Annotated in this window: 21 protein-coding genes; 18 read left to right on the top strand and 3 right to left on the bottom strand. The window is 72.7% G+C overall.

What is annotated here, in order from left to right; all coding sequences use genetic code 11:
* Nucleotides 1-31 precede the first annotated feature (31 nt).
* From ACZ7D7_RS18790 to ACZ7D7_RS18865, 16 genes are all read left to right on the top strand, one after another.
* Nucleotides 32-1,093 carry an RNA polymerase sigma factor gene (locus tag ACZ7D7_RS18790; protein ID WP_470825555.1) on the top strand — a complete coding sequence of 354 codons (1,062 nt, stop codon included), beginning with the start codon at nt 32-34 and terminating at the stop codon, nt 1,091-1,093.
* A 208-nt stretch (nt 1,094-1,301) separates the two neighbouring features.
* On the top strand, nt 1,302-2,240 hold the full coding sequence (locus ACZ7D7_RS18795) for an ABC transporter ATP-binding protein (RefSeq protein WP_470825556.1): 939 nt from the start codon (nt 1,302-1,304) through the stop codon (nt 2,238-2,240).
* Complete coding sequence (locus tag ACZ7D7_RS18800; protein WP_470825558.1) at nt 2,237-3,007, top strand: MlaE family ABC transporter permease; 771 nt, start codon at nt 2,237-2,239, stop codon at nt 3,005-3,007. The genes ACZ7D7_RS18795 and ACZ7D7_RS18800 overlap by 4 nt, the downstream gene beginning before the upstream one ends.
* A 2-nt stretch (nt 3,008-3,009) precedes the next feature.
* The gene (locus ACZ7D7_RS18805; protein ID WP_470825560.1) at nt 3,010-3,813 is read left to right on the top strand and encodes an MlaE family ABC transporter permease; all 804 of its coding nucleotides are present in this window, start codon (nt 3,010-3,012) and stop codon (nt 3,811-3,813) included.
* Nucleotides 3,814-3,827: 14 nt separating this feature from the next.
* Nucleotides 3,828-5,078 (top strand): MCE family protein, encoded by a 1,251-nt coding sequence (locus ACZ7D7_RS18810; protein ID WP_470825561.1) that lies wholly within the window; start codon nt 3,828-3,830, stop codon nt 5,076-5,078.
* Nucleotides 5,075-6,112, top strand: coding sequence for an MCE family protein (locus tag ACZ7D7_RS18815; protein WP_470825562.1), 1,038 nt, complete (start codon nt 5,075-5,077; stop codon nt 6,110-6,112). Before ACZ7D7_RS18810 ends, ACZ7D7_RS18815 begins: the two co-directional genes overlap by 4 nt.
* The gene (locus ACZ7D7_RS18820) at nt 6,109-7,182 is read left to right on the top strand and encodes an MCE family protein (protein WP_470825563.1); all 1,074 of its coding nucleotides are present in this window, start codon (nt 6,109-6,111) and stop codon (nt 7,180-7,182) included. The genes ACZ7D7_RS18815 and ACZ7D7_RS18820 overlap by 4 nt, the downstream gene beginning before the upstream one ends.
* 20 nt (nt 7,183-7,202) lie before the next feature.
* On the top strand, nt 7,203-8,303 hold the full coding sequence (locus ACZ7D7_RS18825; RefSeq protein WP_470825846.1) for an MCE family protein: 1,101 nt from the start codon (nt 7,203-7,205) through the stop codon (nt 8,301-8,303).
* Nucleotides 8,300-9,592, top strand: a complete 1,293-nt coding sequence (locus tag ACZ7D7_RS18830) for an MCE family protein (protein ID WP_470825564.1) — start codon at nt 8,300-8,302, stop codon at nt 9,590-9,592. Before ACZ7D7_RS18825 ends, ACZ7D7_RS18830 begins: the two co-directional genes overlap by 4 nt.
* Nucleotides 9,589-10,860, top strand: a complete 1,272-nt coding sequence (locus ACZ7D7_RS18835) for an MCE family protein (protein WP_470825565.1) — start codon at nt 9,589-9,591, stop codon at nt 10,858-10,860. The genes ACZ7D7_RS18830 and ACZ7D7_RS18835 overlap by 4 nt, the downstream gene beginning before the upstream one ends.
* Nucleotides 10,833-11,348: a hypothetical protein gene (locus ACZ7D7_RS18840; protein WP_470825566.1), complete on the top strand. Its 516-nt coding sequence runs from the start codon at nt 10,833-10,835 to the stop codon at nt 11,346-11,348. Before ACZ7D7_RS18835 ends, ACZ7D7_RS18840 begins: the two co-directional genes overlap by 28 nt.
* Before the next feature lie 22 nt (nt 11,349-11,370).
* Complete coding sequence (locus tag ACZ7D7_RS18845; RefSeq protein WP_470825567.1) at nt 11,371-12,141, top strand: hypothetical protein; 771 nt, start codon at nt 11,371-11,373, stop codon at nt 12,139-12,141.
* Between the two features lie 196 nt (nt 12,142-12,337).
* The gene (locus ACZ7D7_RS18850; RefSeq protein ID WP_470825568.1) at nt 12,338-13,195 is read left to right on the top strand and encodes a TIM barrel protein; all 858 of its coding nucleotides are present in this window, start codon (nt 12,338-12,340) and stop codon (nt 13,193-13,195) included.
* A 34-nt stretch (nt 13,196-13,229) separates the two neighbouring features.
* Complete coding sequence (locus ACZ7D7_RS18855; protein WP_470825569.1) at nt 13,230-14,117, top strand: 2-hydroxy-3-oxopropionate reductase; 888 nt, start codon at nt 13,230-13,232, stop codon at nt 14,115-14,117.
* 207 nt (nt 14,118-14,324) lie between these two features.
* Nucleotides 14,325-15,782 carry a catalase gene (locus tag ACZ7D7_RS18860; protein ID WP_470825570.1) on the top strand — a complete coding sequence of 486 codons (1,458 nt, stop codon included), beginning with the start codon at nt 14,325-14,327 and terminating at the stop codon, nt 15,780-15,782.
* A 443-nt stretch (nt 15,783-16,225) separates the two neighbouring features.
* The gene (locus ACZ7D7_RS18865) at nt 16,226-16,843 is read left to right on the top strand and encodes a TIGR04222 domain-containing membrane protein (protein ID WP_470825572.1); all 618 of its coding nucleotides are present in this window, start codon (nt 16,226-16,228) and stop codon (nt 16,841-16,843) included.
* A 98-nt stretch (nt 16,844-16,941) separates the two neighbouring features.
* Here the strand turns inward: ACZ7D7_RS18865 and gcl are convergent, their stop codons facing one another.
* From gcl to ACZ7D7_RS18880, 3 genes are all read right to left on the bottom strand, one after another.
* Nucleotides 16,942-18,726, bottom strand: coding sequence for a glyoxylate carboligase (gene gcl, locus ACZ7D7_RS18870; protein WP_470825573.1), 1,785 nt, complete (start codon nt 18,724-18,726; stop codon nt 16,942-16,944).
* A gap of 172 nt (nt 18,727-18,898) precedes the next feature.
* Nucleotides 18,899-20,509, bottom strand: a complete 1,611-nt coding sequence (locus tag ACZ7D7_RS18875; protein WP_470825574.1) for an AMP-binding protein — start codon at nt 20,507-20,509, stop codon at nt 18,899-18,901.
* Nucleotides 20,506-22,176 carry an AMP-binding protein gene (locus tag ACZ7D7_RS18880; RefSeq protein WP_470825575.1) on the bottom strand — a complete coding sequence of 557 codons (1,671 nt, stop codon included), beginning with the start codon at nt 22,174-22,176 and terminating at the stop codon, nt 20,506-20,508. The genes ACZ7D7_RS18875 and ACZ7D7_RS18880 overlap by 4 nt, the downstream gene beginning before the upstream one ends.
* Nucleotides 22,177-22,384: 208 nt before the next feature.
* On the opposite strand from ACZ7D7_RS18880, the gene ACZ7D7_RS18885 reads away from it, so the two are divergent.
* Entirely contained in the window at nt 22,385-23,239 is an 855-nt protein-coding gene (locus tag ACZ7D7_RS18885; protein ID WP_470825577.1) for a helix-turn-helix transcriptional regulator, read from the top strand.
* A 140-nt stretch (nt 23,240-23,379) separates the two neighbouring features.
* Complete coding sequence (locus tag ACZ7D7_RS18890; protein ID WP_470825579.1) at nt 23,380-26,190, top strand: helix-turn-helix transcriptional regulator; 2,811 nt, start codon at nt 23,380-23,382, stop codon at nt 26,188-26,190.
* Nucleotides 26,191-26,304: the final 114 nt, after the last annotated feature.

Genomic DNA, 26,304 nt, shown 5'->3' on the forward strand with positions numbered 1-26,304 from the left:
GGAGACCGGCGGGGAGCGCGAAGGGGCCCTCATGGCGACGGACATGCCCGCACAGGCGCAAGCGGCGCACGAGCGTTGGGAGCGCATGTGGAGCCACCGCGAGCAGCTGCTCAAGGTGGCCCGGCGCCGTTCCATGAGCCAGGAGGACGCCGAGGACGCCGTGCACGAGGCGATGCTGCGCGCGGCGGAGCGCCCGGACCTGGACGACGAGCGCCTCGCGGCCTGGCTGACGACCGTGACCATGCGGCTGTGCGTGGACCGCTACCGGCAGGTCAACCGTGAGGCCGAGGTGCGCACCAGCCCCACGCTTCTCGCGCCGGGGCCGGTGCCGGTGGACGAGGCCGTGTGCGACCGGGCCGAGGCGCGGTGGCTGGCGGTGCGCAGCGGCGAGTTGCCCGCCCGGCAGGCGGAGGCACTGCGGCTGAAGTCGCTGGACCTGGACGTCGGCCAGGTCGCCGTGCGGATGGGGCTGAGCTACCGGACGGTCGAGTCGCTGCTGGCCCGCGCCCGGCGCACGCTGCGCAACTCGCTGGCCGGGACGCTCGGGCTCGCGCTGTTCCTGGTCGGCCGGGGCCGGCCGCGGTCCGGCGGGAAGGTGCAGGCCGCGGCGACGGTGTCGACGGCGGCCACGCTGGCGGTGGCCGGGTTCTGCCTGCCGTACGCGCTCGACGACGGCGGAAACGGTCCGGCACCGCGGCCGCCGGTGTCCCGGGGCGTGGAGTCGCCGCGGGCCGACGGCGCGGGCGGGGGGCCGCGCGTCCCGGAGCCGCCGGGGTCGTCGTCCCGTCCGGCCGGTCCCGGACGTGGCGCGACCGGGCCGGGTGAGGAGGGCGGGCTGCTGCCGCTGTCCGTGCCGTCGCTGCCGGAGGTGTCCCCGCTGCCCGCGCTGACCTCGGCGCCGGTGCCGGTGCCGAGCGTGCCCGCCGTCCCGGAACTGCCGACGGTGCCGGAGCTGCCGGTGGGCTCGGCGGTGCCCTCGGTGCCCGCGCTGCCGTCCGCTCCGGAGGCGACCTCGATACCGGCCCCCACCGAGGTGCCGTCCGCGCCACTCCCCGCCCCGACCGGGAACGCGCCGACCCCCCGCCTGCCGTAGCCCACCGAGGCCGCAGCTCCGCCGGGGGCCGTGGCCCCGCCGGACCCGCTCCAGCCCTGCCGGATCCCTGTCGGACCGCGGCCGGAAACCCGCCCGGTAACCCGCCCGGAAACTCGTCGAAAAAAATCCGGGTCCGCCGCGACGGACGTGCCTCCCCTCCCCGTAGAGCAGATGTCGGAGCTGCGCAGGGCGGGCGAAGGGTGAACGGATGGGTGTCGAGATCTGTGTGGAAGGGCTGACCAAGTCCTTCGGTCACCAGGTCATCTGGCAGGACGTCTCGCTGACGCTGCCCGCCGGGGAGGTCTCGGTCATGCTCGGCCCGTCGGGCACGGGCAAGTCGGTGTTCCTCAAGACGCTCGTCGGACTGCTGAAGCCGGAGCGCGGGTCGATCACGATCCAGGGCCGGGACATCACGAAGCTGCGCGAGCACGAGCTGTACGAGGTGCGGAAGCTGTTCGGCGTGCTGTTCCAGGACGGCGCCCTGTTCGGCTCGATGAACCTGTACGACAACATCGCCTTCCCGCTGCGGGAGCACACCCGCAAGTCCGAGAGCGAGATCCGGCGCATCGTGTTGGAGAAGATGGACATGGTCGGGCTGATCGGCGCGGAGGAGAAGCTGCCCGGCGAGATATCCGGCGGCATGCGCAAGCGGGCCGGGCTCGCGCGGGCCCTGGTGCTGGACCCCGAGATCATCCTGTTCGACGAGCCGGACTCCGGTCTCGACCCGGTCCGCGTGGCCTACCTCAACCAGCTGATCGTCGACCTGAACGCGCAGATCGACGCGACCTTCCTGATCGTCACGCACGACATCGCCTCGGCGCGCCAGGTGCCGGACAGCATCGGGCTGCTGTTCCGCCGCGAGCTGGTGATGTTCGGGCCGCGCGAGAAGCTGCTGAGCAGTGACGAGCCGGTCGTGCGGCAGTTCCTGAACGGCCGGATGCAGGGGCCGATCGGCATGGCGGAGGAGAAGGACGCCGCGCAGGTCGAGCAGGAACTCGCCGCGCTCGACGACGCGGCGGCGGCCGGGGAGCCCGTGCCCCGCACTCCCCGGCTGCTGCCCGGCCCCGGCATCGAGCGTCCGCCGCGCTGGCGGGAGATCGCCCGGCGCGAGGCCGAACTGCACCGCGCCGAGGGGGCCGACGCATGAGCGCCTCACCGACCGGGGCGCTGCGGCACTCCGGGAACCTGTTCGCGCTGGCGCTGGACGTGCTGCGGACGATACCCCGACGGCCTTTCCAGGCACGGGAGTTCATCCAGCAGGCGTGGTTCGTCGCGAGCGTCACGATCCTGCCGACGGCGCTGGTGTCCATCCCGTTCGGTGCGGTCATCGCGCTCCAGATCGGCAGCCTGACGCGGCAGTTGGGCGCCCAGTCGTTCTCCGGTGCCGCGTCCGTGCTCGCCGTGCTGCGGGAGGCCTCGCCGATCGTGACCGCGCTGCTGATCGCGGGCGCGGGCGGCACGGCGATCTGCGCGGACCTCGGGGCACGGAAGATCCGCGAGGAGATCGACGCGATGCAGGTGCTCGGCATCGACCCGATCCACCGGCTGGTCGTGCCGCGGGTCCTGGCGTCGATGCTGGTCGCGGTGCTGCTGAACGGGCTCGTGTCGGTCGTGGGCGTGGCGGGCGGCTACTTCTTCAACGTCGTGCTGCAGAACGGCACTCCGGGCGCCTATCTCGCCTCCTTCACCACGCTCGCGCAGCTGTCGGACCTGTGGGCGGCCGAGCTGAAGGCGCTGGTGTTCGGGGCGATCGCCGGGATCGTCGCCTCGTACAAGGGGCTCAACGCCAAGGGCGGTCCCAAGGGCGTGGGTGACGCCGTGAACCAGTCGGTGGTGATCACCTTCATGTTGCTGTTCGTGACGAACTTCGTGATGACCGCGGTGTACTTCCAGGTCGTCCCGCAGAGGGGCTGAGCATGGCACTGCTGAAGAGTCTGGAGGAGCTGGGTGCCCAACTCTCCTTCTACGGACGCTCGCTGGCGTGGACGGGCCGCACCCTGCGCCGCTACAAGAAGGAGGTGCTGCGGCTGCTGGCCGAGGTGAGCTTCGGCCGGGGCGCGCTGGCCGTCGTCGGCGGCACGGTCGGCGTGATCGCGTTCCTGTCGTTCTTCACCGGCACCGAGGTCGGCCTCCAGGGCTACGCGGCGCTCAACCAGCTCGGCACGTCCAACTTCGTGGCGTTCCTGTCTGCGTACTTCAACACGCGGGAGATCGCGCCGCTGGTGGCCGGGCTCGCGCTGTCCGCGACGGTCGGCGCCGGCTTCACGGCGCAGCTCGGCGCGATGCGGATCAGCGAGGAGACGGACGCGCTGGAGGTGATGGGCGTGCCGTCGCTGCCGTTCCTGGTGACCACGCGGATGATCGCCGGGTTCGTCGCGGTGATCCCGCTGTACGTGATCGGGCTGCTGTCGTCGTACCTGGCCGCCCGCACCATCACCACGAGCTACTACGGGCAGTCGACGGGCACGTACGACCACTACTTCCACCAGTACCTGCCGCCGGTCGACGTGTTCTGGTCGTTCGGCAAGGTGATCGTCTTCGCGGTGCTGATCATCCTCGTGCACTGCTACTACGGCTACCACGCGAGCGGCGGCCCGGCGGGCGTCGGGGTCGCGGTGGGCCGGGCGGTGCGCACATCGATCGTCGCGATCAACGTCCTCGACTTCTTCCTGAGCCTCGCGATCTGGGGCGCCAACACGACCGTACGGATTGCGGGGTGAGCCGGGTGAACCGCGTGGGACCACTGAGACTGAGGCTGTACGGCGTCGCCTTCATCGCCGTGCTGGCGCTGCTGCTGTCGCTGGCCGTGGCCGTCTACCAGCAGGCGTTCACGCCGGTCGTGCGGGTGACGCTGCAGGCCGACCGGCTCGGCAACCAGCTCGATCCGCGGGCCGACGTGAAGCTGCGCGGGCTGCTGGTGGGCGAGGTGCGCGAGGTGCGTGCGGACGGGGCGCGGGCCACCCTGGACATCGCGCTCAAGCCGCAGCACGTCGCGTCGATCCCGGCGGACGTGCGGGCGCGGCTGCTGCCGAAGACGCTGTTCGGCGAGAAGTACGTCGACCTGGTGCCGCCGCCCGGCTCGTCGGCGCGGCCGATCCGGGCCGGGGACGTCATCCCGCAGGACCGCACGCGGGTCGGCATCGAGGTGCAGCAGCTGATGAACGACCTGCTGCCGCTGCTGCGGACGGTGAAGCCGGGCGAACTCAACGCCACGCTCTCGGCGTTCGCGACGGCGCTGGAGGGCCGGGGCGACCGGATCGGCGACAACCTCGTGCGGGTGGAGGGCTATCTGCGGCGCCTCAATCCGCATCTGCCGTCCCTGAAGGAGGACATCTCACGCTTCGCGGACGTCGCGGAGGTGTACGGCGACGCGGCGCCCGACCTGATGCGGATCCTGCGCAACACGGTCACGACCAGCCGCACGCTGGTGGAGGAGAAGGACCGGCTGGCATCGGCCCTGCGCTCCACGACGACGGTCGCGGGCACCGCCGAGGAGTTCCTGGCCGACAACGGCGACCGGCTGATCACCCTGGGCGAGGTGTCGCGGCCCACGCTGGACCTGTTCGCCCGCTACTCCCCCCAGTACCCGTGCCTGCTGGCCGGACTGGTCCGGCAGAGCGAGGCGTCCGAGGAGGCCTTCCAGGGCGGGGAGATGCGGATCACGCTGGAGGTCGTCCCCCAGCGCCCGGGGTACGAGCCCGGCGACGAGCCGCGCTACGGCGAGCGGTCCGGGCCGAACTGCCGCGGTCTGCCCCACCCGCGGGTGCCCGCGCCGCACACCGAGCTCGACGACGGCACGTCGGGAGGCGGTGCGGGCGACAGTCCGGGCGGCGGGTCTCCGCCGGTGTCGGCCACCTCGGCCGAGCAGCGGGCCGTGGGCTCGCTGGTGGCGCCCGTGCTGGGCGTTCCCGCGGACGAGGTCCCGTCCGTCACGACCCTGCTGTTCGGCCCGCTGGCCCGTGGGACGGCGGTGAGCGTCGCATGAGCACGACAGCGGCACGGCGCACCGCGGCGCCCCTGGTCAAGTTCACCCTGTTCGCGCTGGTGACGATCCTGGCGACGGCGCTGCTCGCGGCGACCATCGTCAACGTCTCGTTCGAGCCGAAGGACCGCTACCGCGCGGTGTTCAGCGACGTCACCGGCCTGGAGGAGGGCGACGACATCCGCGTCGCCGGCGTGCGGGTCGGCGAGGTGGAGGACATCCGCATCAAGGACCGCACACTGGCGGAGATCACGTTCACGGTGAGCGCCGAACGGCCGCTGATGGCGAGCACGCGGGCCGTGGTGCGGTACCGCAACCTCGTCGGGCAGCGGTACGTGGCGCTCACCGAGGGCCGCAGCGACGGCACCCGGCTGCCGCCGGGCGGCACCATCCCGCTGTCGCGGACGCAGCCGGCGCTGGATCTCAACGCGCTGCTGAACGGCTTCAAGCCGTTGTTCGCGGCGCTCAGTCCGAGCGACGTCAACCAGCTCGCCACGGAGATCGTCAAGACCCTCCAGGGCGAGGGCGGCACGGTGAACAGCCTGCTCGCCCACACCGCGTCGCTCACGACGACGCTCGCCGACCGGGACGAGCTGATCGGCTCCGTGATCACCAACCTGAACACGGTGCTGGAGACCCTCGACAAGCGCGGCGGCCGGTTCTCCGGGCTGCTCAAGCAGTTGCGGCGGGTGATCTCCGGGTTGTCCGCCGACCGCAAGCCGCTCGGGGAGTCGCTGGTGAACGTCGGGAACCTCGCGGAGGCCACCTCGGGGCTGATCGAGGAGGCCCGTCCGCCGCTGAAGGACGACATCGCGGAGCTCACCGAGCTCACCGGGACGCTGAACAAGAACGAGAAGACGGTGGAGGGCGTGCTGAAGCGGCTGCCGAACAAGCTCGACGAGCTGACCGGGACGGCGTCCTACGGCTCGTGGTTCAACTTCTACCTGTGCGACTTCGACGGCCGGATCGTGCTGCCGAAGACGAAGCAGGTACTCACCCCTGAGCTGCACGTGGCGCGGGCGAGGTGCGGCGGATGAGACTGCGACTGCCCGGGCCGGCCGGGCTGCCCCGACTGCCCCGACTGCCCCGACTGCCCCGACTGCCCAGGAGACTCCGCCGTCCGCGCCTGAAGCCGTTCCGGGAGCGCAACCCCGTGACGGTCGGCGCCGCCGGGCTCACCGCGCTGGCCCTGCTGACCCTGGCCGCGTTCAACGCCGACAGCCTGCCGGTGATCGGCGGCGGCGAGAGGTACAGCGCGGCGTTCTCGGAGGCCGGCGGGCTCAAGGCGGGCGACGAGGTGCGCATCGCCGGCGTCAAGGTCGGCAAGGTCGAGTCCGTCGACCTGGACGGCGACCACGTGAAGGTGACGTTCAAGCTGAAGGACGACCCGGACTTCGGCACCGCGACGGGTGCGTCGATCCGGGTGAAGACCATCCTCGGCGCCAAGTACCTGGCGCTGCACCCCAAGGGGCCGGGGCAGTTGCGGCCGGGCAGCGAGATCCCGCTGCGGCGGACGGTCCCGGCGTACGACGTCGTGCAGGCGTTCAGCGATCTGACGACCACCTCGGAGAAGGTCGACACGCAGCAGCTCGCGAAGGCGCTGGACACCATCGCCACCACCTTCCGGGACTCGCCCGCCGAGGTGCGCGCCTCCATCAAGGGGCTGTCGCGGATCTCCCGGACGGTCGCTTCCCGCGACAAGGCGCTCGGTGAACTCCTCGAACGTGCCAACGGCGTCACCGGGGTGCTGGCCGAACGCTCCGGGGACTTCAGCGCGTTGGTGAAGGACGGCGACAAGCTGTTCAAGGAGATCGCCAGGCGCCGCGCGGCGATCCACAAACTGCTGGTGTCGTCGGCGCGGCTGGGCGTGGAGCTGTCCGGTCTCGTCGAGGACAACCGCGCGGAGATCGGCCCGGCCCTGAAGAACCTCGGCGTCTTCGTGAAGATGCTCGAACGCAACCAGGCGAGCCTCGACCGCAGCGTCAAGCTGCTCGCGCCCTACGTCCGCGTCTTCACCAACACCCTCGGCAACGGCCGCTGGTTCGACAGCTACATCCAGAACATGGTCGCGGCGCCCGTGGTGCCGCGCACGGGAGGTGCCCGGTGAACTCCCCCGTCAGGCGGCGCATGGCCCTGGTCACCGCCCTCGCCCTCGTCGCCGCGTGCGTGTACGCGCTGTGGCCGCGCACCGAACCGGTGCGCGTCACGGCGTACTTCCCGCGCACCGTCGGCATCTACCCCGGTTCGGACGTCCGCGTCCTCGGCGTCCGCATCGGGGAGGTGAAGGAGATCAAGCCGGAGGGCGGCCGGGTGCGCGTGGTGCTGGAGTACGACGAGGGCCGCAAGGTCCCGGCGGACGCCAAGGCCGCCATCGTCAACTCCTCGGTGGTCAGCGACCGTTACGTGCAGCTGCTGCCGGTGTACCGGTCGGGTCCCGCGCTGCGGGACGGCGACGTGATCCCCGAGTCGCGCACCGCGGTGCCCGTCGAGCTGGACCGGATCTTCGACAGTCTGCACACGACGGCCGAGGCGCTCGGCCCCGACGGCGCCAACAAGGAGGGGGCCCTGTCGCGGCTGCTCGGGGTGAGCGCGGACAACCTGGACGGCCAGGGCAAGAACCTGCACCGGACCGTGGAGGACCTGTCGAAGGCGGTCACCACGCTGTCCGACGGACGGGGCGACCTGTTCGGCACCGTGCGCAACCTCCAGGTCTTCACCGCCGCGCTGGCCGCCGACGACAAGGAGGTGCGGTCGTTCAACTCCAGCCTGGCGAAGGTCGCCGCGCAGCTCGCCGGGGAGCGCAAGGACCTCGCGGCGGCGCTGAAGAACCTCGGCGCGGCCCTCGGTGACGTGGCCGAGTTCGTGCGGAAGAACAAGAAGTCGCTCACCTCGAACGTGCGCGGGCTGAGCAAGGTCACCAAGGTGCTCGTCACGCAACGGGCCGCGCTGGAGGAGCTGCTGGAGGTGGCGCCGACCGGCCTGTCCAACTTGCAGAACGCCTACAACCCGGCCTCCGGCACCCTCGACACCCGCAACAACCCCGACGGCCCGCAGGACCCGGCGGCCCTGCTGTGCTCCCTGCTGAGGACGACGGGCGACGCGGGCGGCGACGGTCCCGACTGCCGGGACCTGGAGAAACTCTTCGACTCGCTGCCCGAGCCGCCGACGGCACCGGCGTCCGGCACGGTCGACCGGACGCTCGGCGGGATTCTGGGGGCGGGCGCATGAGCGTGCTGCGCAAGGGCGGTACGGCGGCGTGGACGGCGGTCGGCGCGCTGCTGCTGTCCGGCTGCGAGTTCAACGGATGGTACGACGTGCCGCTGCCCGGCGGTGCCGCGGCGGACGGCCGCGCCTACCGCGTCACCGTCGACTTCCGGGACGTCATGGACCTGGTGCCGCAGTCCTCCGTGAAGGTGAACAACGTGACGGTCGGCGCGGTCGAGGAGGTGGAGCTGCGCGGCTGGCACGCACGCGTGCGGCTGCGGGTCGCCGACTCGGTGAAGCTGCCCGGCAACGCGGTCGCGGAGCTGCGCCAGACCAGCATGCTCGGCGAGAAGTACGTGGCGCTGTCCGCGCCGCCGGGCACCGCGCCCGTCGGCCGGCTCGGCGACGGCGACCGCATCCCGCTGTCCCGCAGCGGCCGCAACCCGGAGATCGAGGAGGTGCTGTCCGCGCTGTCGGCGCTGCTGAACGGCGGCGGCGTGGCCCAGCTGAAGACGATCACCGTGGAGCTGAACAAGGCTCTCGCGGGCCGGGAGAACCGGGTCAAGTCCCTGCTGAAGGAGCTCGACACGTTCCTCGGCGGGCTCGACGACCAGCGAAAGGAGATCGTCCGCGCCCTGGAGGGCGTCGACCGGCTGGCCAAGCGGCTCGGCAAGGAGCGCAGGACCATCGCCACGGCCGTCGACACGATGCCGCCCGCCCTGAAGGTCCTCGCCGACCAGCGCAAGGACCTGACGAGGATGCTGACCGCGCTGTCGAAGCTCGGCAGGACCGGCACGCGGGTCGTCAACGCCTCCAAGGCCGACACCGTCGCCAACCTCAAGCGGCTCCGCCCGATCCTCCAGCAGCTCAACAAGGCGGGCGCGGACCTGCCCAACTCCCTCGAACTGCTCACCACTTACCCGTTCCCGCGGAACGTCACGGAGGCGGTGAAGGGCGACTACGTCAACCTCAAGGTCACCGCGGACCTGGACCTGTCGAGCCTGTACGGCAACCTCGCCGACGAGCCCGGCGAGGAGGAGCAGGGCCCGAAGGTGCCCGAGGCCCCCGACCTGCCCGAGCTGCCCGACGTGCCGCTGCCGTCGGCGCCCGCGCTGCCCGACACCCCGAAGGTGCCGGACCTGCCCACCGAGCCGTCGGCGCCGGGAGACGGGGACGGCGTCGGAGGCGGCGGCGGTGACGTCCTGTGCCCGCCGGTGTGCACCGCCGCCCACGGCCGCGGGGACACCCGCCGGCTGCCGCCCGGGATCGACCTCGCGCTCGCCGAGCTGATGCTGAAAGGGATACAGCCGTGATCACACGGACGGTCAAGGCCCAGCTGGTCGCCTTCGCGACGATCACCGCGGTCGGGGTGACCTACGTGGGCGCCGAGTACACCGGCCTCGTGGACGGCCTGCTCGACCGCGGGTACACCGTGCGGGCCGAGTTCGCCGACTCGGGCGGGGTGTTCTCCGGCGCCGAGGTGACGTACCGCGGGGTGCCGGTGGGCCGCGTGGGCCAGCTGCGGCTGACCGGGTCCGGGGTGTCGGTGGCGCTGGAGATCGAGGACGGGGCGCCCCGGATCCCGGCGGACGCGCTGGCCGTCGTCGCCAACCGTTCGGCGGTCGGCGAGCAGTACGTCGACCTCCAGCCGCGCGGGACGAGCGGACCGTACCTGCTGGACGGCAGCACCATCCCGCGCGACCGCACGCGGGTCCCGCTGCCCACCACGGACCTGGTGCTGAGCCTGGACCGGCTGGTGAACTCCGTCGGCAAGGACGATCTGCGCACCACCGTCGACGAGTTGGGCCAGGCGTTCGCCGGAACCGGGCCGCACCTCGGCCGGCTCGTGGACTCGGGCAACGCGCTCGTGGAGTCGGCGTCCGGCGCGCTGCCGGAGACGGTCGCGCTGATCGAGGACTCGCGGACGGTGCTGAAGACGCAGGCCGACCAGGGGTCCTCCATCAAGGCCTTCTCCCGTGACCTCGCGACGCTCACCACCCAGTTGAAGGCGAGCGACAAGGACCTGCGGCGGCTCATCGGCAACGGGACGCCCGCCGCCGTGGAGGTCAACTCCCTGCTGAAGTCGACCGAGTCGAGCGTGCCGGTGCTGCTCGCGAACCTCGTCAGCGGCGGCCGGGTGACGCGGGCCCGGCTGCCGGGCGTGGAGCAGGCGCTGGTGACGTTCCCGGTGGTGGTCGCGGGCAGTTACACCGTCATCCCCGGTGACGGCACGACCCACTTCGGCCTCGTCGTCAACGCGGACGACCCCCCGCCGTGCCGGCAGGGCTACGGAACGGCGCGGCGCGACCCGGCGGACACCAGCAGGCGGCCGGCCAACACCGACGCCCGCTGCACGGCGCCGCGCGGCTCGGACACCTCGGTGCGCGGCGCGCAGAACGCGCCCGGCGCGTCCGGCGGGGGCGGCGCCCGGCGGGCGGCGCACGTCGCGCCGTACGACCCGGAGACCGGCGTGGTGGCCGGACCGGGCGGCAGGACGGTCGAGATCGGCTCGACCGGCGGTGAACAGAGCATGTTCGGAAAGGAGTCCTGGCAATGGCTGCTCGTCGGCCCCATGGCATGAGCGGGAGGTCGCGGCGCCGTGCGCTGTCCGCGGGACTCGTCGCGGCGACGGTCCTGACCACGGCGGCGGCGCTGTGGCTGGGCCTGCGCCTGCACGACCAGCGCGCGGACGAGCAGCGCCGCCAGGACATCCTGGCCGCCGCCCGCCAGTCCGCGCTGAACTTCACCTCGCTCGACTACCGGCACTACGGCCGGGACAGCGCCAACGTCCTCAAGGGCGCCACCGGTGACTTCAAGAAGGAGTTCGCCGCGCAGACGGCGGAGCTGACCCGGCTGGTGGCCCGGAACAAGTCGGTGTCCGAGGGGCAGGTCCTGGAGGCGGGCATCGTCCGCTCCGACGACCGCTCGGCCCGCGTCCTGGTGGTCGCCGACAGCAAGGTGACCAACACCGCCGTGCCCAAGGGGGAGGCGCGCACCTACCGGCTCCAGCTCGACCTGGTGCACCGGGGCGGCCGGTGGCTGACCTCCGACGTCGAGTTCGTCGGCTGACCCGCACGTGAGGAGTACGACCATGGCGAACCCGACCCCCCGGGTCCGCGGCGCCGGTGCCCCGGCCCGCCGTCCCCTGTCCGCCGCCGCCCGCGCGGCGGCCAAGCGCGCCGGGCGCGCGGACGTCCCGCGGCGGCGCGAGAGCGCGGCCGGCCCGGAGGAGGAGCGGCTCTCCGGGCGGACCGTGGTGATCGACGTCCCCGACGGCTGGGACGACCCGCCCGAGCCGGCCCTCGAATCCGGATCCTCCGAGGAGCACGAGGCGCGGCCTGCGGGGCCCCTCGCCCGGCTGCGCCGGGAACTGCCCGCCGTCGTCCTGTCGCTCGTGCTCGCCGCGGCCCTGGTCACGGTCGCCGTGCTGGGATGGCAGTACGCGCGGGCCGGGAGCACCGAGGAGGCGCGGGGCGAGGCGCTGGCGGCCGCGCGCGAGGCGGCGCCGGTGGTGCTGTCGTACGACTACCGGCATCTGGACCGGGACTTCGCCCGCGCCCGCGCGCATCTGACCGGCACGTTCCGCGACGAGTACGGCAGGACCACGAAGACCGTGGTCGCGCCGACCGCCGAGAAGTACCGCGGGGTGGTGAAGGCGACGGTCGTGGCACCGCCGGACGGCGGGGCGCCCGCGGCGTCCGTCGTGTCGGCCTCGCCCGACCGGGTCGTGGTGCTGCTGTTCGTCAACCAGGTCACCCGGAGCACCCAGGTCTCGGGCTCCCGCCTGGACCTGAACCGGGTCCGCATGACGCTGTCCCGCACGTCGGACGGCTGGAGGGTGAGCGCCGTGGACGCCCTCTGACCTGCTCCCCGCCGATGCCCCGCTGATCCCCCGCCGATCCGCCCCCGCGCCTGACGCGCGGGGGCTTTTTTGCTGCCGGTTTGCGCGGCCGGTCTTGACAGCCCTTCCCGTCCACAGGCAATCTTCCATTACGCAGAAATGAACTTCCGCGATACGAAATACGCTGCGGCGTCACCAGAAGGGAGCGCGACACCATATGTCAGGCTTTGAGTGGGACACGGCCGCAGACCAGCGCTTCACCGTCAACCTGTCGATCCTCTTCACGGAACTCCCGCTGCTGGAGCGCCCGGCGGCCGCCGCCGCGGCGGGCTTCACCGCGGTCGAGCTGTGGTGGCCCTGGACCGACTCCCCCACCCCGGACCGGTCCGAGCTCGACGCCCTGAAGAAGGCGATCGAGGACGCGGGCGTCCGGCTGACGGGGCTGAACTTCTACGCGGGCCGGCTCCCCGGCCCGGACCGCGGCGCCCTGTCGGTGCCGGGCGAGGAGTCGGAGCGGTTCCGCGCCAACATCGACGTGGCCGCCGGCTTCGCGGGCTCCCTGGGCTGCGGCGCGCTCAACGCGCTGTACGGCAACCGCGTCGAGGGCATGGACCCGGCCGAACAGGACGCGCTCGCCCTGGAGAACCTGGTGCTCGCGGCGCGGGCCGCCGACCGGATCGGGGCGGTCCTGCTGGTCGAGGCGCTGAACGAGCCGGAGTCGCCGCTGTACCCGCTGGTGAGCGCCCCGGCCGCCGTCGCGGTCGTCGACAAGGTCAACGAGGCGAGCGGCCTCGGCAACGCCAGGTTCCTCATGGACCTCTACCACCTGTCCATGAACGGCGAGGACCTGCCGCGGGTGATCGAGCGGTACGCCGCGAAGACCGGTCACGTCCAGATCGCCGACAACCCCGGCCGGGGCGCCCCGGGCACCGGCTCCCTCCCGCTGGCGGACCTGCTCGGCCGGCTGGCGAAGGCGGGCTACGGCGGCCGGGTCGGCCTCGAGTACAAGCCGGGCGACCGCCCGAGCGCCGAGGCCTTCGACTGGCTGCCGGCCGCCGCGCGCGCGGCCCGCTGACCCTCATACGCACGTCATCAGAGAGGTACCCCCAATGAGTCTCCCCAAGATCGCCTGGATCGGCCTCGGCATCATGGGTTCGCCGATGTCGGAGAACCTGATCAAGGCGGGCTACCAGGTCACCGGTTACACCCTGGAGAAGGAGAAGCTGGACCGGCTCGCCGCCGCGGGCGGCACCGCCGCCGGCTCCCTCGCCGAGGCCGTGCGGGACGCCGACGTGATCGTCACGATGGTGCCCGCCTCCCCGCAGGTCGAGGCCATCGCGTACGGCCCCGACGGCATCCTGGAGAACGCGAAGCCGGGCGCGCTGCTGATCGACATGTCGTCGATCACGCCGCAGACCTCCGTGGATCTGGCGAAGAACGCCAAGGAGAAGGGGATCCGCGTCCTGGACGCCCCCGTCTCCGGCGGTGAGGCCGGCGCGATCGAGGCCGTGCTGTCCATCATGGTGGGCGGCGAGCAGGCCGACTTCGCCGAGGCCAAGCCCCTCTTCGAGGCGCTCGGCAGGACGATCGTGCTGTGCGGCCCGCATGGCTCCGGCCAGACCGTGAAGGCCGCCAACCAGCTGATCGTCGCCGTGAACATCCAGGCGTGCGCCGAGGCCGTGGTCTTCCTGGAGAAGTCCGGCGTGGACCTGGCGGCCGCGCTGGACGTCCTCAACGGCGGTCTCGCGGGCTCGACCGTGCTGACGCGGAAGAAGGACAACTTCCTGAACCGCGACTTCAAGCCGGGCTTCCGCATCGACCTGCACCACAAGGACATGGGCATCGTCACCGACGCCGCCCGCAACGTCGGCGCGGCCCTGCCCGTCGGCGCCGTGGTCGCCCAGCTGGTCGCGTCGCTGCGCGCCCAGGGCGACGGCGGCCTGGACCACTCGGCCCTGCTGCGGGCCGTGGAGCGCCTGTCCGGCGCCCGGGTCTGACCCTCCCCCAAGTCTCCGGGCGGCACCGCCGCTGACATCTGTCCCGTCGCGCCCAGGCGGCGGTGTCGCCCGGTTCCAGGGCCGGGCCGACCCATGCCCACCGGTTCAACAAACTGTTGACTCCCGCACACCTCGAACTTAGGCTCCACGAAGCGGAAACAGGTTTCCGCTCGTTTTCGCTGCTGCTTCTCGTACGGAAGGTCCACGATGTCGAAGCGCGTGCTCACCACCGAGTCCGGCGCCCCGGTCGCCGACAACCAGAACTCCGCCTCCGCCGGCATCGGCGGCCCGCTGCTGCTCCAGGACCAGCACCTGCTGGAGAAGCTGGCCCGGTTCAACCGGGAGCGGATCCCGGAGCGCGTGGTGCACGCCCGCGGTTCCGGCGCGTACGGCCACTTCGAGGTGACCGACGACGTCACCGACGTCACGCACGCCGACTTCCTCGGCGAGGTCGGCCGCCGCACCGAGGTGTTCGTCCGCTTCTCGACCGTGGCCGACTCGCTCGGCGGTGCGGACGCGGTGCGCGACCCGCGCGGCTTCGCCGTCAAGTTCTACACGCGGGAAGGCAATTACGACCTCGTCGGGAACAACACCCCGGTGTTCTTCATCAAGGACCCGGTCAAGTTCCCCGACTTCATCCACTCGCAGAAGCGCGACCCGTTCACGGGCCGTCAGGAGCCGGACAACGTCTGGGACTTCTGGGCCCACTCCCCCGAGGCCACGCACCAGGTGACGTGGCTGATGGGCGACCGCGGCATCCCCGCCTCGTACCGGCACATGAACGGCTACGGCTCGCACACCTACCAGTGGACGAACAGCGCGGGCGAGGCCTTCTTCGTCAAGTACCACTTCAAGACGAACCAGGGCATCCGCTGCCTGTCGAGCGAGCAGGCCGCCGAGACCGCGGGCAAGGACCCGAACTCGCACCAGACGGACCTGCTCCAGGCCATCGAGCGCGGTGTGCACCCGTCGTGGACGCTGTACGTGCAGCTCATGCCGGCGGCCGAGGCGGCCGACTACCGCTTCAACCCGTTCGACCTGACGAAGGTCTGGCCGCACGCCGATTACCCCCTGCGCCGCGTGGGCCGGCTGGTCCTGGACCGCAACCCGGACAACGTGTTCGCCGAGGTCGAGCAGGCCGCGTTCTCCCCGAACAACTTCGTGCCGGGCATCGGCCCCTCCCCCGACAAGATGCTCCAGGGCCGCCTGTTCGCCTACGCGGACGCGCACCGCTACCGGCTGGGCGTCAACCACACCCAGCTGGCCGTGAACGCCCCGCGCGCGACGACCGCCGAGAACTACGGCCGGGACGGTCTGATGGCCGTCAACTCCCAGGGCCGGTACGCCAAGAACTACGAGCCGAACTCCTACGGCGGACCCGTCGAGACCGGCCGTCCGCTGTCCGCCCCGCTGGCCGTCGCCGGGTTCACCGGCACGCACGAGGCGCCGCCGCACACCAAGGACGACGACTTCTTCCAGGCCGGTGAGCTGTACCGGCTGATGTCGGAGGAGGAGAAGAAGCGTCTGGTCGCGAACATCGCCGGCGGCCTGTCGCAGGTCTCCCGCGACGACGTGATCGAGAAGAACCTGGCCCACTTCCACGCCGCCGACCCGGACTACGGCACGCGCGTGGCGGAGGCGGTCCGCGCCCTGCGCGAGGACTGACCCCACAGGCTGCGTCCGGGGTCCGACGGGGAGGTCGGACCCCGGACGCGCGGACCCGCCGTGCCGGCGACCCGGATGAGGGGTGGTCGACCGGCACGGCGGGCAGGGCGCGGACCGCGGCGGTGTGCGAGCCAGTGCGGTGGTGAAGGTCCCGGAGCCTCCTTCTTCGACCTGAGGGAAGGAGCCCTGCGGTTCCGTCGCACCCGCCGCGGTCCCGATCCCTCCCCCCAGATTCGAGAAGCGCCGGATGCGGACGGTCCCGCATCCGGCGCTTCTCGGCGTGCGCGCGCCTACGCAGAGCGGCGTAGACGGCGTACGGCACCCTCAAATCAAGCTCTGAACACGGCCCCGGCAGGCTTGGGGAGCCGTCGAGTGCGGGCACAGTCCGTCGTACGGGGGCCCGCCGGCACGGGGGCGGCGGGCCCTTCGACGGGGGGTGAGCCATGGACGGTGACGCGACGGTGCTGCGGCGCCCGCACACGCTGGCGCTGCTGGGCGGGGGACCGCGCGCCGCCGTCCTGGTGAGCGTGGTGGCCCTGCATCTGCGGGGCGCCGTCGAGGCCTGCGGGAAGGACACCGTGGAGGCGGTGCCGGGCGCCGGCGCGGACGTCACGGAGCCGCTGGAGCGCGCGGTGCTGGAGCACCTGAGGGACCCTGCGCACCTGCGGTACATCCACCGGGACCTGGACGTGCGGGTGGCGGTCGCGGACCTGTGGGTCGAGCTGGCGGGGGCCGGGCTCACGGGCTTGGGCGCCCGCGCGAACCGCGCGGGACGCCGCCGGATCCGGGCCCTGCGGCTGCGCCATCCGCTGCCCGCCGCCCGGCACGGCCTGTCCGACGAGGCGAAGCTGCGGGCCGTCGCCCTGCACGGCGAGGCGGCCCTGCGGACGGTCGTGCCGCGCTTCGCGCTCCGCGTGGGCCTGGTCGGGCGCGTGACGCCGCGGAGGAAGCTCCGCGGCGGCTCGGGCGGCGGCATGAGCGGTCCCGGCGGCGGCGCGAGCCACGCCGCCGGGGGTCACGGCTGCGGGGGCGGCGGGGGCTGCGGCGGGGGCGGCTCGTGAGCACGGCGCTGTGTACGGGGGCCACTTGTGCGTGCGCCGCCGCATGCCGCGGCGGCCCGTCCCCCGGCGGGGAACGGGCCGCTGCGGCGTGAAGGAGGTCAGACCTTCAGCGTCCTGACCGAGGTCGGGGCGTGGCCCGGCTCGGTGGCGATCTCCTCGAACTCCACGACGTTGCCGATGTCGTTGGTGGTCGACATGGAGATGTTGGTGACGCGCTCCAGGATCGCCTCGACGACGACCGGGACGCGGTACTCGGCGGCGAGCTTCTTGGCCTGCTCGAAGGCGGCGCCCAGTTCGTTCGGGTCGGTCACGCGGATCGCCTTGCAGCCGAGGCCCTCGGCGACCTTCACGTGGTCGACGCCGTACACGCCGAGTTCGGGCGTGTTGATGTTCTCGAATTCGAGGTTGACCTGGAAGTCGATCTCGAAGGCGCGCTGCGCCTGGCGGATCAGCCCGAGGTAGGCGTTGTTGACCAGGACGTGCACGTAGGGGATGCGGTGCTGGGCGCCGACGGCGAGTTCCTCGATCATGAACTGGAAGTCGTAGTCGCCGGACAGGGCGACGACGGACGCCTCCGGGTCGGCCTTGGCGACGCCGAGCGCGGCCGGCACGGTCCAGCCGAGGGGGCCGGCCTGGCCGCAGTTGATCCAGTGCCGCGGGCGGTAGACGTGCAGCATCTGGGCGCCGGCGATCTGGGAGAGGCCGATGGTGGAGACGTAGCGGGTCTCCGGTCCGAAGGCCTTGTTCATCTCCTCGTAGACGCGCTGCGGCTTGATCGGGACGTCGTCGAAGTGGGTGCGGCGCTGGAGGGTGGCCCTCTTCTCCTGCGCGGCGGCGGCCCACGCGGAGCGGTCGGGCAGCCTGCCCTCGTCCTTCAGCTCGCGCGCGACCTCGACGAAGAGCTGGAGCGCGGCCCTGGCGTCGGAGGCGATGCCGTAGTCGGGGGCGAAGATCTTGCCGATCTGGGTGGGCTCGATGTCGACGTGGACGAAGGTGCGCCCGGCCGTGTAGACGTCGAGCTTGCCGGTGTGGCGGTTGGCCCAGCGGTTGCCGATGCCGAGGACGAAGTCGGACTCGAGGAACGTGGCGTTGCCGTAGCGGTGCGAGGTCTGCAGGCCCACCATGCCGGCGTTCAGCTCGTGGTCGTCGGGCAGGACGCCCCAGCCCATCAGGGTCGGCACGACCGGAACGCCGGTCAACTCGGCGAATTCCACCAGCAGTTCGGCGGCGTCGGCGTTGATGACGCCGCCGCCGGCCACGATCAGGGGGCGCTCGGAGGCGTTGAGCATCCCGATGGCCTTCTCGATCTGGGCGCGGGAGGCGGCCGGCTTGTAGACCGGGAGCGGCTCGTAGGTGTCCGGGTCGAACTCGATCTCGGTGAGCTGCACGTCGATCGGCAGGTCGATGAGGACCGGGCCGGGCCGGGCGGAGCGCATCAGGTGGAAGGCCTGCTGGAAGACGCCGGGGACCTGGGCGGCCTCCAGGACGGTGACGGCCATCTTGGTGACCGGCTTGGCGATCGAGGCGATGTCGACGGCCTGGAAGTCCTCCTTGTGGATCACGGCGGTGGGGGCCTGGCCCGTGATGCACAGGATCGGGATGGAGTCGCCGGTCGCGGAGTACAGGCCGGTGATCATGTCGGTGCCGGCCGGGCCGGAGGTGCCGATGCAGACGCCGATGTTGCCGGCGTGGGTGCGGGTGTAGCCCTCGGCCATGTGGGAGGCGCCCTCGACGTGCCGGGCGAGGGTGTGCGTGATGCCTCCGGAGGCCTTGAGGGCCGCGTAGAAGGGGTTGATCGCCGCGCCCGGGACACCGAACGCGTCGGTGATGCCCTCGCGCTTGAGGATCTCAACTGCCGCGCGGGCAGCGGTCATACGAGCCATCGAGTACTCCTGCTTCGGCTGTCGGATTCGCACTCCCGTCGCGCCCCGCGGTGAGTACTTCCGTATAGCGGAAATAAGTTTCTACTATCTGGAAGCAATGTAAGCGGGCACGAGAAAGCCGTCAAGGGACGCGGTGTCCCTTGACGGCCGGGTGCCGGCTCCGGTCCGGCTCTCAGTCCTTGTAGCGCTCCCGCAGTTCCACCTTGCGGACCTTCCCGGACACGGTCATCGGGAAGGAGCCGAGCAGTTCCAGACGGCTCGGGACCTTGTAGTGGGCGAGCCGCCCGTCGCAGAAGGCCCGCAGTTCCTCCAGCGTGAGCGGGTCGGCCGGGTCGCGCGGCACGACGCAGGCCAGGACCTCCTCGCCGTACCGCTCGTGCGGCACGCCGACCACCTGGACGTCCCGGATCTTCGGGTGGCCGTGGAGGAACTCCTCGATCTCGCGCGGGTAGATGTTCTCGCCACCCCGGATGATCATGTCCTTGATGCGGCCGACGATCTCGACGTAGCCGTCCTCGCGCATCACCGCCAGGTCGCCGGTGTGCATCCAGCGGCCGGGGTCGACGGCCTCGGCGGTCCGCTCGGGCTCGTCCCAGTAGCCGAGCATCACGCTGTAGCCGCGGGTGCACAGCTCGCCGGCGGTGCCGCGCGGCTGCGTGACGCCGGAGGCCGGGTCGACGACCTTCACCTCGATGTGCGGCAGGACCCGGCCGACCGTGCCCGTGCGGTGCTCCAGGTCGTCGTCCATCCGGGTCTGGAGGGACACCGGCGAGGTCTCCGTCATGCCGTAGCAGATGGAGACCTGCTCCATGTGCATCTCGTTGACGACCCGCTTCATGACCTCCACCGGGCAGGGCGACCCGGCCATGATGCCGGTGCGCAGGGAGGTGAGGTCGTAGTCCGCGAAGTCCGGGAGGTTCAACTCCGCGATGAACATGGTCGGGACGCCGTAGAGCGAGGTGCAGCGCTCCTGCTGGACGGCCTCCAGGGTGGCCCTCGGTTCGAAGGACGGGGCGGGGAGGACGATGCAGGCACCGTGGGAAGTGGCCGCCAGATCGCCCATCACCATGCCGAAACAGTGATAAAGCGGCACCGGCAGGCACACCCGGTCCTGTTCCGAGTAGCCGATCGTCCGGCCGACCCAGTAGCCGTTGTTGAGGATGTTGTGGTGGGAGAGCGTGGCGCCCTTCGGGAAGCCTGTGGTGCCCGAGGTGTACTGGATGTTGACCGGGTCGTCGCAGCTCAACTCGGCCTCGGCCGCTGCCAGTTGCGCGTCGGTCACCCGGGCCGCGCCCGCCGTCAGCGCGTCCCAGCTCGGGTCGCCGATGTAGACGACCGAGCGCAGGGCGGGGCAGGCGCCGCGCACCTGGTCGACCAGGGCCCGGTAGTCGCTGGTCTTGTGCGCCTGCGACGCGATCAGCAGGGAGATCCCGGACTGCTTGAGCACGTACTCCAACTCGTGGGCCCGGTAGGCCGGGTTGATGTTCACCATGATCGCGCCGATGCGGGCGGTGGCGTACTGCGTGAGCACCCACTCCGGGCAGTTCACCGCCCAGATGCCCACCCGGTCGCCCTTGGCGACCCCCTCGGCGAGCAGCCCGCGCGCCACCTCGTCGACGGCCGCGCCGAACTCGGCGTAGGTCCAGCGCCGCCCGGACTCCACGTCCACCAGGGCCTCGCGGTCGGGGAACGCGGCGACGGTCCTGGCCAGGTTGGCGCCGATCGTGTCGCCGAGGAGCGGCACCTCGCTCGTGCCGTGCGTGTAGGACAGGTCTGCCGTCACCGGAAGTCCTCCTCGCGGTACTCGTTCGCGGAGCCGGCCGCCGTGGCCTCGCGCAGCTCGATCCGGCGGATCTTCCCGGACACCGTCTTGGGCAGGTCGCCGAACTCCAGGCGGCGGATCCGCTTGTAGGGCGCGAGGACCTCACGGGAGTGCTCGAACAGCACCTTCGCGGTGTCCGGGCCGGGCTCCCAGCCCTCCGCGAGCACGACGTACGCCTTCGGGACGGCGAGGCGCAGTTCGTCGGGGGCGGGCACCACGGCCGCCTCGGCGACCGCCTCGTGCTCCAGCAGGGCGCTCTCCAGCTCGAACGGAGAGATCTTGTAGTCGGACGCCTTGAACACGTCGTCGGCGCGGCCGACGTAGGTGAGGTAGCCGTCGGCGTCGCGGGAGCCGATGTCGCCGGTGCGGTAGTAGCCGCCCGCCATGGCCTCGGCGGTCTTCTCCGGGTCGCCGTGGTAGCCGGTCATCAGGCCGACCGGGCGCTCGGAGAGGTCGAGGGCGATCTCGCCCTCGGTGGCGCCGGGCGCGCCGGTGACCGGGTCGAGGAGTTCGACGCGGTAGCCGGGGCCGGGGCGGCCCATGGAGCCGGTCTTGAGGGGCTGGCCGGGGCTGTTGGCGATCTGCACGGCGGTCTCGGTCTGGCCGAAGCCGTCGCGGACGGTGACGCCCCAGGCGCGCCGGACCTGCTCGATGACCTCCGGGTTGAGGGGTTCCCCGGCGGCGACGGCCTCGCGGGGCCGGTTGCGCAGCTGCGTGAGGTCGGCCTGGATGAGCATGCGCCACACGGTCGGCGGGGCACAGAACGTGGTGACGCCCGCGCGGTCCATCTCGGCCATCAGCCGGGCGGCGTCGAACCGCGTGTAGTTGTGGATGAAGACGGTCGCCTCCGCGTTCCACGGGGCGAACAGGTTCGACCAGGCGTGCTTGGCCCAGCCGGGCGAGGAGATGTTCAGGTGCACGTCGCCGGGTTTCAGGCCGATCCAGTACATGGTGGCCAGGTGCCCGATCGGGTACGAGGTGTGGGTGTGCTCGACCAGCTTGGGGCGGGCGGTGGTGCCGGAGGTGAAGTACAGCATCAGCGGGTCGTCGGCGAGGGTGGGGCCGTCCGGCGTGAAGCCGCCGGGCGCGGCGTACGCGTCGGCGTACGTCCGCCAGCCCTCGACGGGGGCGCCGACGGCGACGCGCGTGTAGTCGCCGGGCACCTCGTCGAACTTGGCGGTGTCCGCGTCCCGCGCGACGACGTGGGCGACGCGGCCGCGGTCCACCCGGTCGCGCAGGTCGGCGGGGCCGAGCAGCGGCGTCGCGGGGATGACGACGGCGCGCAGCTTCATGGCGGCCAGCATCGTCTCCCACAGCTCGGCCTGGTTGCCGAGCATCACCAGCACCCGGTCCTCGGCGCGCACGCCGCGCTCGCGCAGCCAGTTCGCGACGCGGTCGGAGCGGTCGGACAGCTCGGCGAAGGACAGCCGGGTCTGCGTGCCGTCCTCCTCGACGATGTGCAGGGCGGTCCGGTCGTTGCCGGCGGCGATGACGTCGAACCAGTCCAGTGCCCAGTTGAAGCGTTCGGGCCGGGGCCAGGTGAAGCCCTCGTGGGCCGCGGCCCAGTCCTCGCGGTGCTCCAGCAGGAAGTCCCGTGCCCTGCGGAACGCGTCCGTCGCCGTCGTCATGTGTCATCCTCTCTGGCCGGATCGGCACCCGCGCGCCCGCGGCTCACGCACGCGCTCGGTGCCGGACCTTGCCGGGCGGCTCTCTGCCATCGTGTAATCCGTGATGCAGGTCTCACTACCCCCGAACGGGGGTGTCCGGGCGCCGACCCGCCGAGCGCGGGGCGGTCCGGGCGCCCGCCGCCGGAGCCGGCACAGGAAGGGCGAGGACGTGGCAGCGGACCCGAGGGCAGTCGCCGCGGTGGAGATCCGCGGCGCGCTGACGCGGCTGCGGCGCGCGACCGGGCTGCCGGTCGCGTTCGGCGGCCTGGTGGAGGCGGGGCGCCGGCAGGTGCGGATCAGCGAGCTGAGCGGTACGGCCACGCCGGCGCTGCGGGCGCTCGCGGTGACCTCCGGCAACGGCCTGGGCGGCAAGGCGGTCGCGCTGTCCCGGCCGTGCGCGGTGACGGACTACTCGGTGTCCCGGCAGATCAGCCACGAGTACGACGCCCCGGTCGCGGCCGAAGGGCTGCGGTCGGTGCTGGCGGTGCCGGTGGTGGTACGGCGCCGGGTGCGCGGCGTGCTGTACGGCGCGCTGCGATCGGCGCAGCCGCTGGGCGACCGGACGCTGGGCGCGGCCATGGACGCGGCGCGGGACGTGGAGCAGGCGCTGGTGGTGCGGGACGAGGCGACGGCGCTGCTGGCGGCGGCCCGCGCCGAAGCCGTGCCGGATCCCGGTCCGGCGGCGGACGGGGCGGTGTGGGAGCGGGTGCGGGAGGCGCACGCGGCGCTGCGGGCGCTGGCCCCGCGGATCGCCGACCCGGGTCTGCGCGAGGAGCTGCTCGGGGCGTGCGGGCTGCTGGCGGCGGGCCCGGCGGAGACCGGACGGGGGGTGGTGCTCGCGCCGCGCGAGGTGGACGTGCTGGCGTGCGTCGCCTCCGGTGCGACCAACGCGGTGGCCGCCGAGCGGCTGGGCCTCGGCGTGGAGACGGTCAAGGGCTATCTGCGGTCGGCGATGCGCAAGCTGGGCACGCGCACGCGGGGCGAGGCCGTGGTGGCCGCGCGCCGGGCGGGCTGGCTGCCCTAGTGCCCTTCTTTCGGTTCATTCGGTCACGTCCTGAATTTCCGGTACCTGGCCATCTGTTATTTCCCTCACGACCGCGTGCGTCCGAAATTGAAAGACCTGTTGCCTAATATTGGCCAGGACACGCCACAGGGAGGGGAGCGGTGACCGTGCGACGGGACTTCAAGGAGCCTGCCAGAAGCCGCTCCGAGCAGGTCATCGGCCAGGAGGAACTCTGTGCTGCGGCCCGTGAGCAGCTGGGCCGGGGCGGCAGCGTGCTGCTGCACGGTCCGGCCGGAATAGGAAAGTCGACCGTCCTGCGGACACTGGCCGCGGATTACGCGCATACCGCGCGGACGGTCTTGCGGTGCTCGGCGACCGAGTCCGAATCACATCTGCCCTTCCTGGCCCTCGCCGACCTGTTCGGCCTGGTCCTCGACCGGGTCGCGGGCAGCCTGCCCGCCGCCCAGCGCACGGCCCTGGAGTCGGCGCTGACCGGCCGGGGCGAGTCCACCCTCCAGCGGGACGGCCTCGCGCTGCGCCTCGCGGTGCTGTCCGCGCTGCGCGCGCTGGCCGCCGACGGGCCCGTCCTCGTCGTCGCCGACGACCTCCAGTGGCTGGATCCGGCCAGTGCCGAACTCCTCGGCTTCGCCGCCCGGCGCCTCGGCGACACCCCCGTGCAGCTGCTGTACGCGGTGCGCACCGAGGGCGAGGAGTTCGACCGGCATCTGCGGGCCACCCCGCCGGACACCCTCGCGCTGCGGCTCGGCCCGCTGTCCCGCGGCCAGGTCTCCGCGCTGCTCGACCACCGCGGCTACCGCGGCCTGCCCCGCTCCACGGTGCGGGACATCCACCGCACGAGCGGCGGCAACCCGCTGTTCGCGCTGGAGCTGGGCCGTGCCCTCGCCGAGAACCCCACCCCGCCGCGTCCGGGCGAGCCGCTGCCGGTGCCGACGTCGCTGCGCGCCCTGGTGCTGTCCCGTCTCGAGATGCTGTCGGCCGAGGCCCGCCGCACCCTGCTGGTGGCCAGCGCCGGCGCCCGGCCCACGCTGGCGCTGCTGCACGCGGCCGGCCGGGCGGGCGCCGAGGCCGAGACCGCGCAGGCCGCCGAGCTGGGCCTGCTCGCCACCGAGCCGGAGGGGCCCGCCGTACGGTTCGCGCATCCGCTGATCTCCGCCGCGCTGTACGCCGAGGCCCCGGCGCAGGAGCGGCGGGCCGTGCACGCCGCGCTGTCCACGGCCGCCTCCGACCCGATCGAACGCGCCCGGCACCTGGCGCTCGCCACCCCCGGCACCGACCCGGAGGTCGCCGCCCGGCTCGCCGAGGCCGCCGCGCTGGCCCGGGACCGCGGCGCGCCGTCGGTGGCCGCGTCGCTGGGCCTGCTCGCGGCCCGGCACACCCCCGCCGACAGCAGTCCGGCGCCCGACGAGCGGCGCCTCCAGGCCGCGGAGGACGCCATCACCGCCGGCGAGGTCGACCTCGCCCGGCACATCGCCCGCGACGTGCTGACCCGGGCCACGGTGCCCGCCGACCGGGTGCGGGCCTGGATGGTGGTCGTCGAGGCCGCGGGGCAGGCCCTCGGCGACGTCGACGCCGTGTTCCCGCAGGCCCTCGCCGACGCCGGGGACGACCCGCGCCTGCTCGCCCAGGTGCACTACCAGCTGGCCTGGCGGGGCCTGGTCGTGGAGGGCGACTTCGAGGAGGGCCGCCGGGAGGCCGCGCACGCCGCCGAGCTCGCCGCGCGGGCCGGGGACCGGCGCACCGAGCTGATGGCCCTGTCGTTCCAGGCGCAGACCGAGACCCTGATGGGGCACCCGGAGGCCCCCGCCACCATCAAGCGGGCCCTGACGGAACCGCAGGACCCGCAGGTGGCGTGCCACCACAACGGCGCGGGCTCGGCCCGCTTCCGCTGGCTCATCATGAGCGACCAGCTGCCGGAGGCGCGCACCACCGTCACCGCCCTGCTGCGCGAGGCACGGCGGCGCGGCATGGTCGAGAGCGAGGTGCACTACGTGCGCATGCTCGCCGAGACCGAACTGCGCGCCGGGCACTGCGGCCGGGCCCTCGACCTGGCCCGCGAGAGCCTCAGACTGGCCCGGGACTGCGGCATCGGCGAGGTGCCCTCCGCGCTGCTCACCTCGCTCGCGGAGGCCTCCGGCGGTGACGTGGACAGCGCCATCGCGCTGGCCCGCGAGGCGGTCGAGCAGGCCGAGGAGGACGGCGACCAGATGTACGTCTCGCGTGCCCTGGCCGCCCTCGGCTACGCGCAGTTCGTGGCCGGGGACGCGGCCGGCACGGTCCGTTCGCTGCGCCGGGTGCGGGAGTTGGAGAACGGCCTCGGCATCACCGACCCGGCCCGCGGCCGCTGGCAGGGCGACCTGGCCGAGGCGCTGGTGCGCGTCGGCGAACTCGACGAGGCGCAGGAGCTCGTGGACGTCACCCGCGAGCAGGCGCTGCGGCTGACCCGCGACAGCGTGGTGGCCGTCCTGGACCGCGCCGAGGCCCTGATCCGGGCGGCGCGCGGCGAACACGCCGCCGCCGTCGCCCAGTTGACCGCTGCGCAGCACCGGCTCGCCGAGCTGGGGTCCGGCCTGGAGGAGGCGCGGGCCGCGTTCGCGCTGGCCGCGCTGCGCGCCCCCGCGCCCGGGCCGGCGTCGTACGACGAGGCGGCGCGGCTGATGCGGCGCTGCCGCGCGCTGCCCTGGCTGAAGCAGGTCGACGCCGCGGCCGCGGCGAGTCCCGCCGCGCCGCCCGCCGTTCCCGCCGCCACGGCGGACGGCCTGGAGGGCCTCGCCTCGATGGAGCGTCAGGTCGCCTCCCTGGTCATGGAGGGCGCGACCAACCGGGAGATCGCCGCGCGCCTGTTCATCAGCGTCAAGACCGTCGAGGCCACCCTGACCCGGGTCTACCGCAAGCTCGGGATCCGGTCACGGGTGGACATCGTCCGGCTGGCGGCGGGCCGCCGCCCCAGCTGAGCATGCCACGCGCGCGCCGCGTGGCGACCGAGGGTTTTCCCTGCCCCAACTCCCCTAGGGGGTTCCCTCATTGGGGCGCCGGTGGGCCGGCTCTAGCGTGAAGTCGTGCCGCTC

Source organism: Streptomyces sp. NPDC037054 (genome assembly GCF_055606745.1).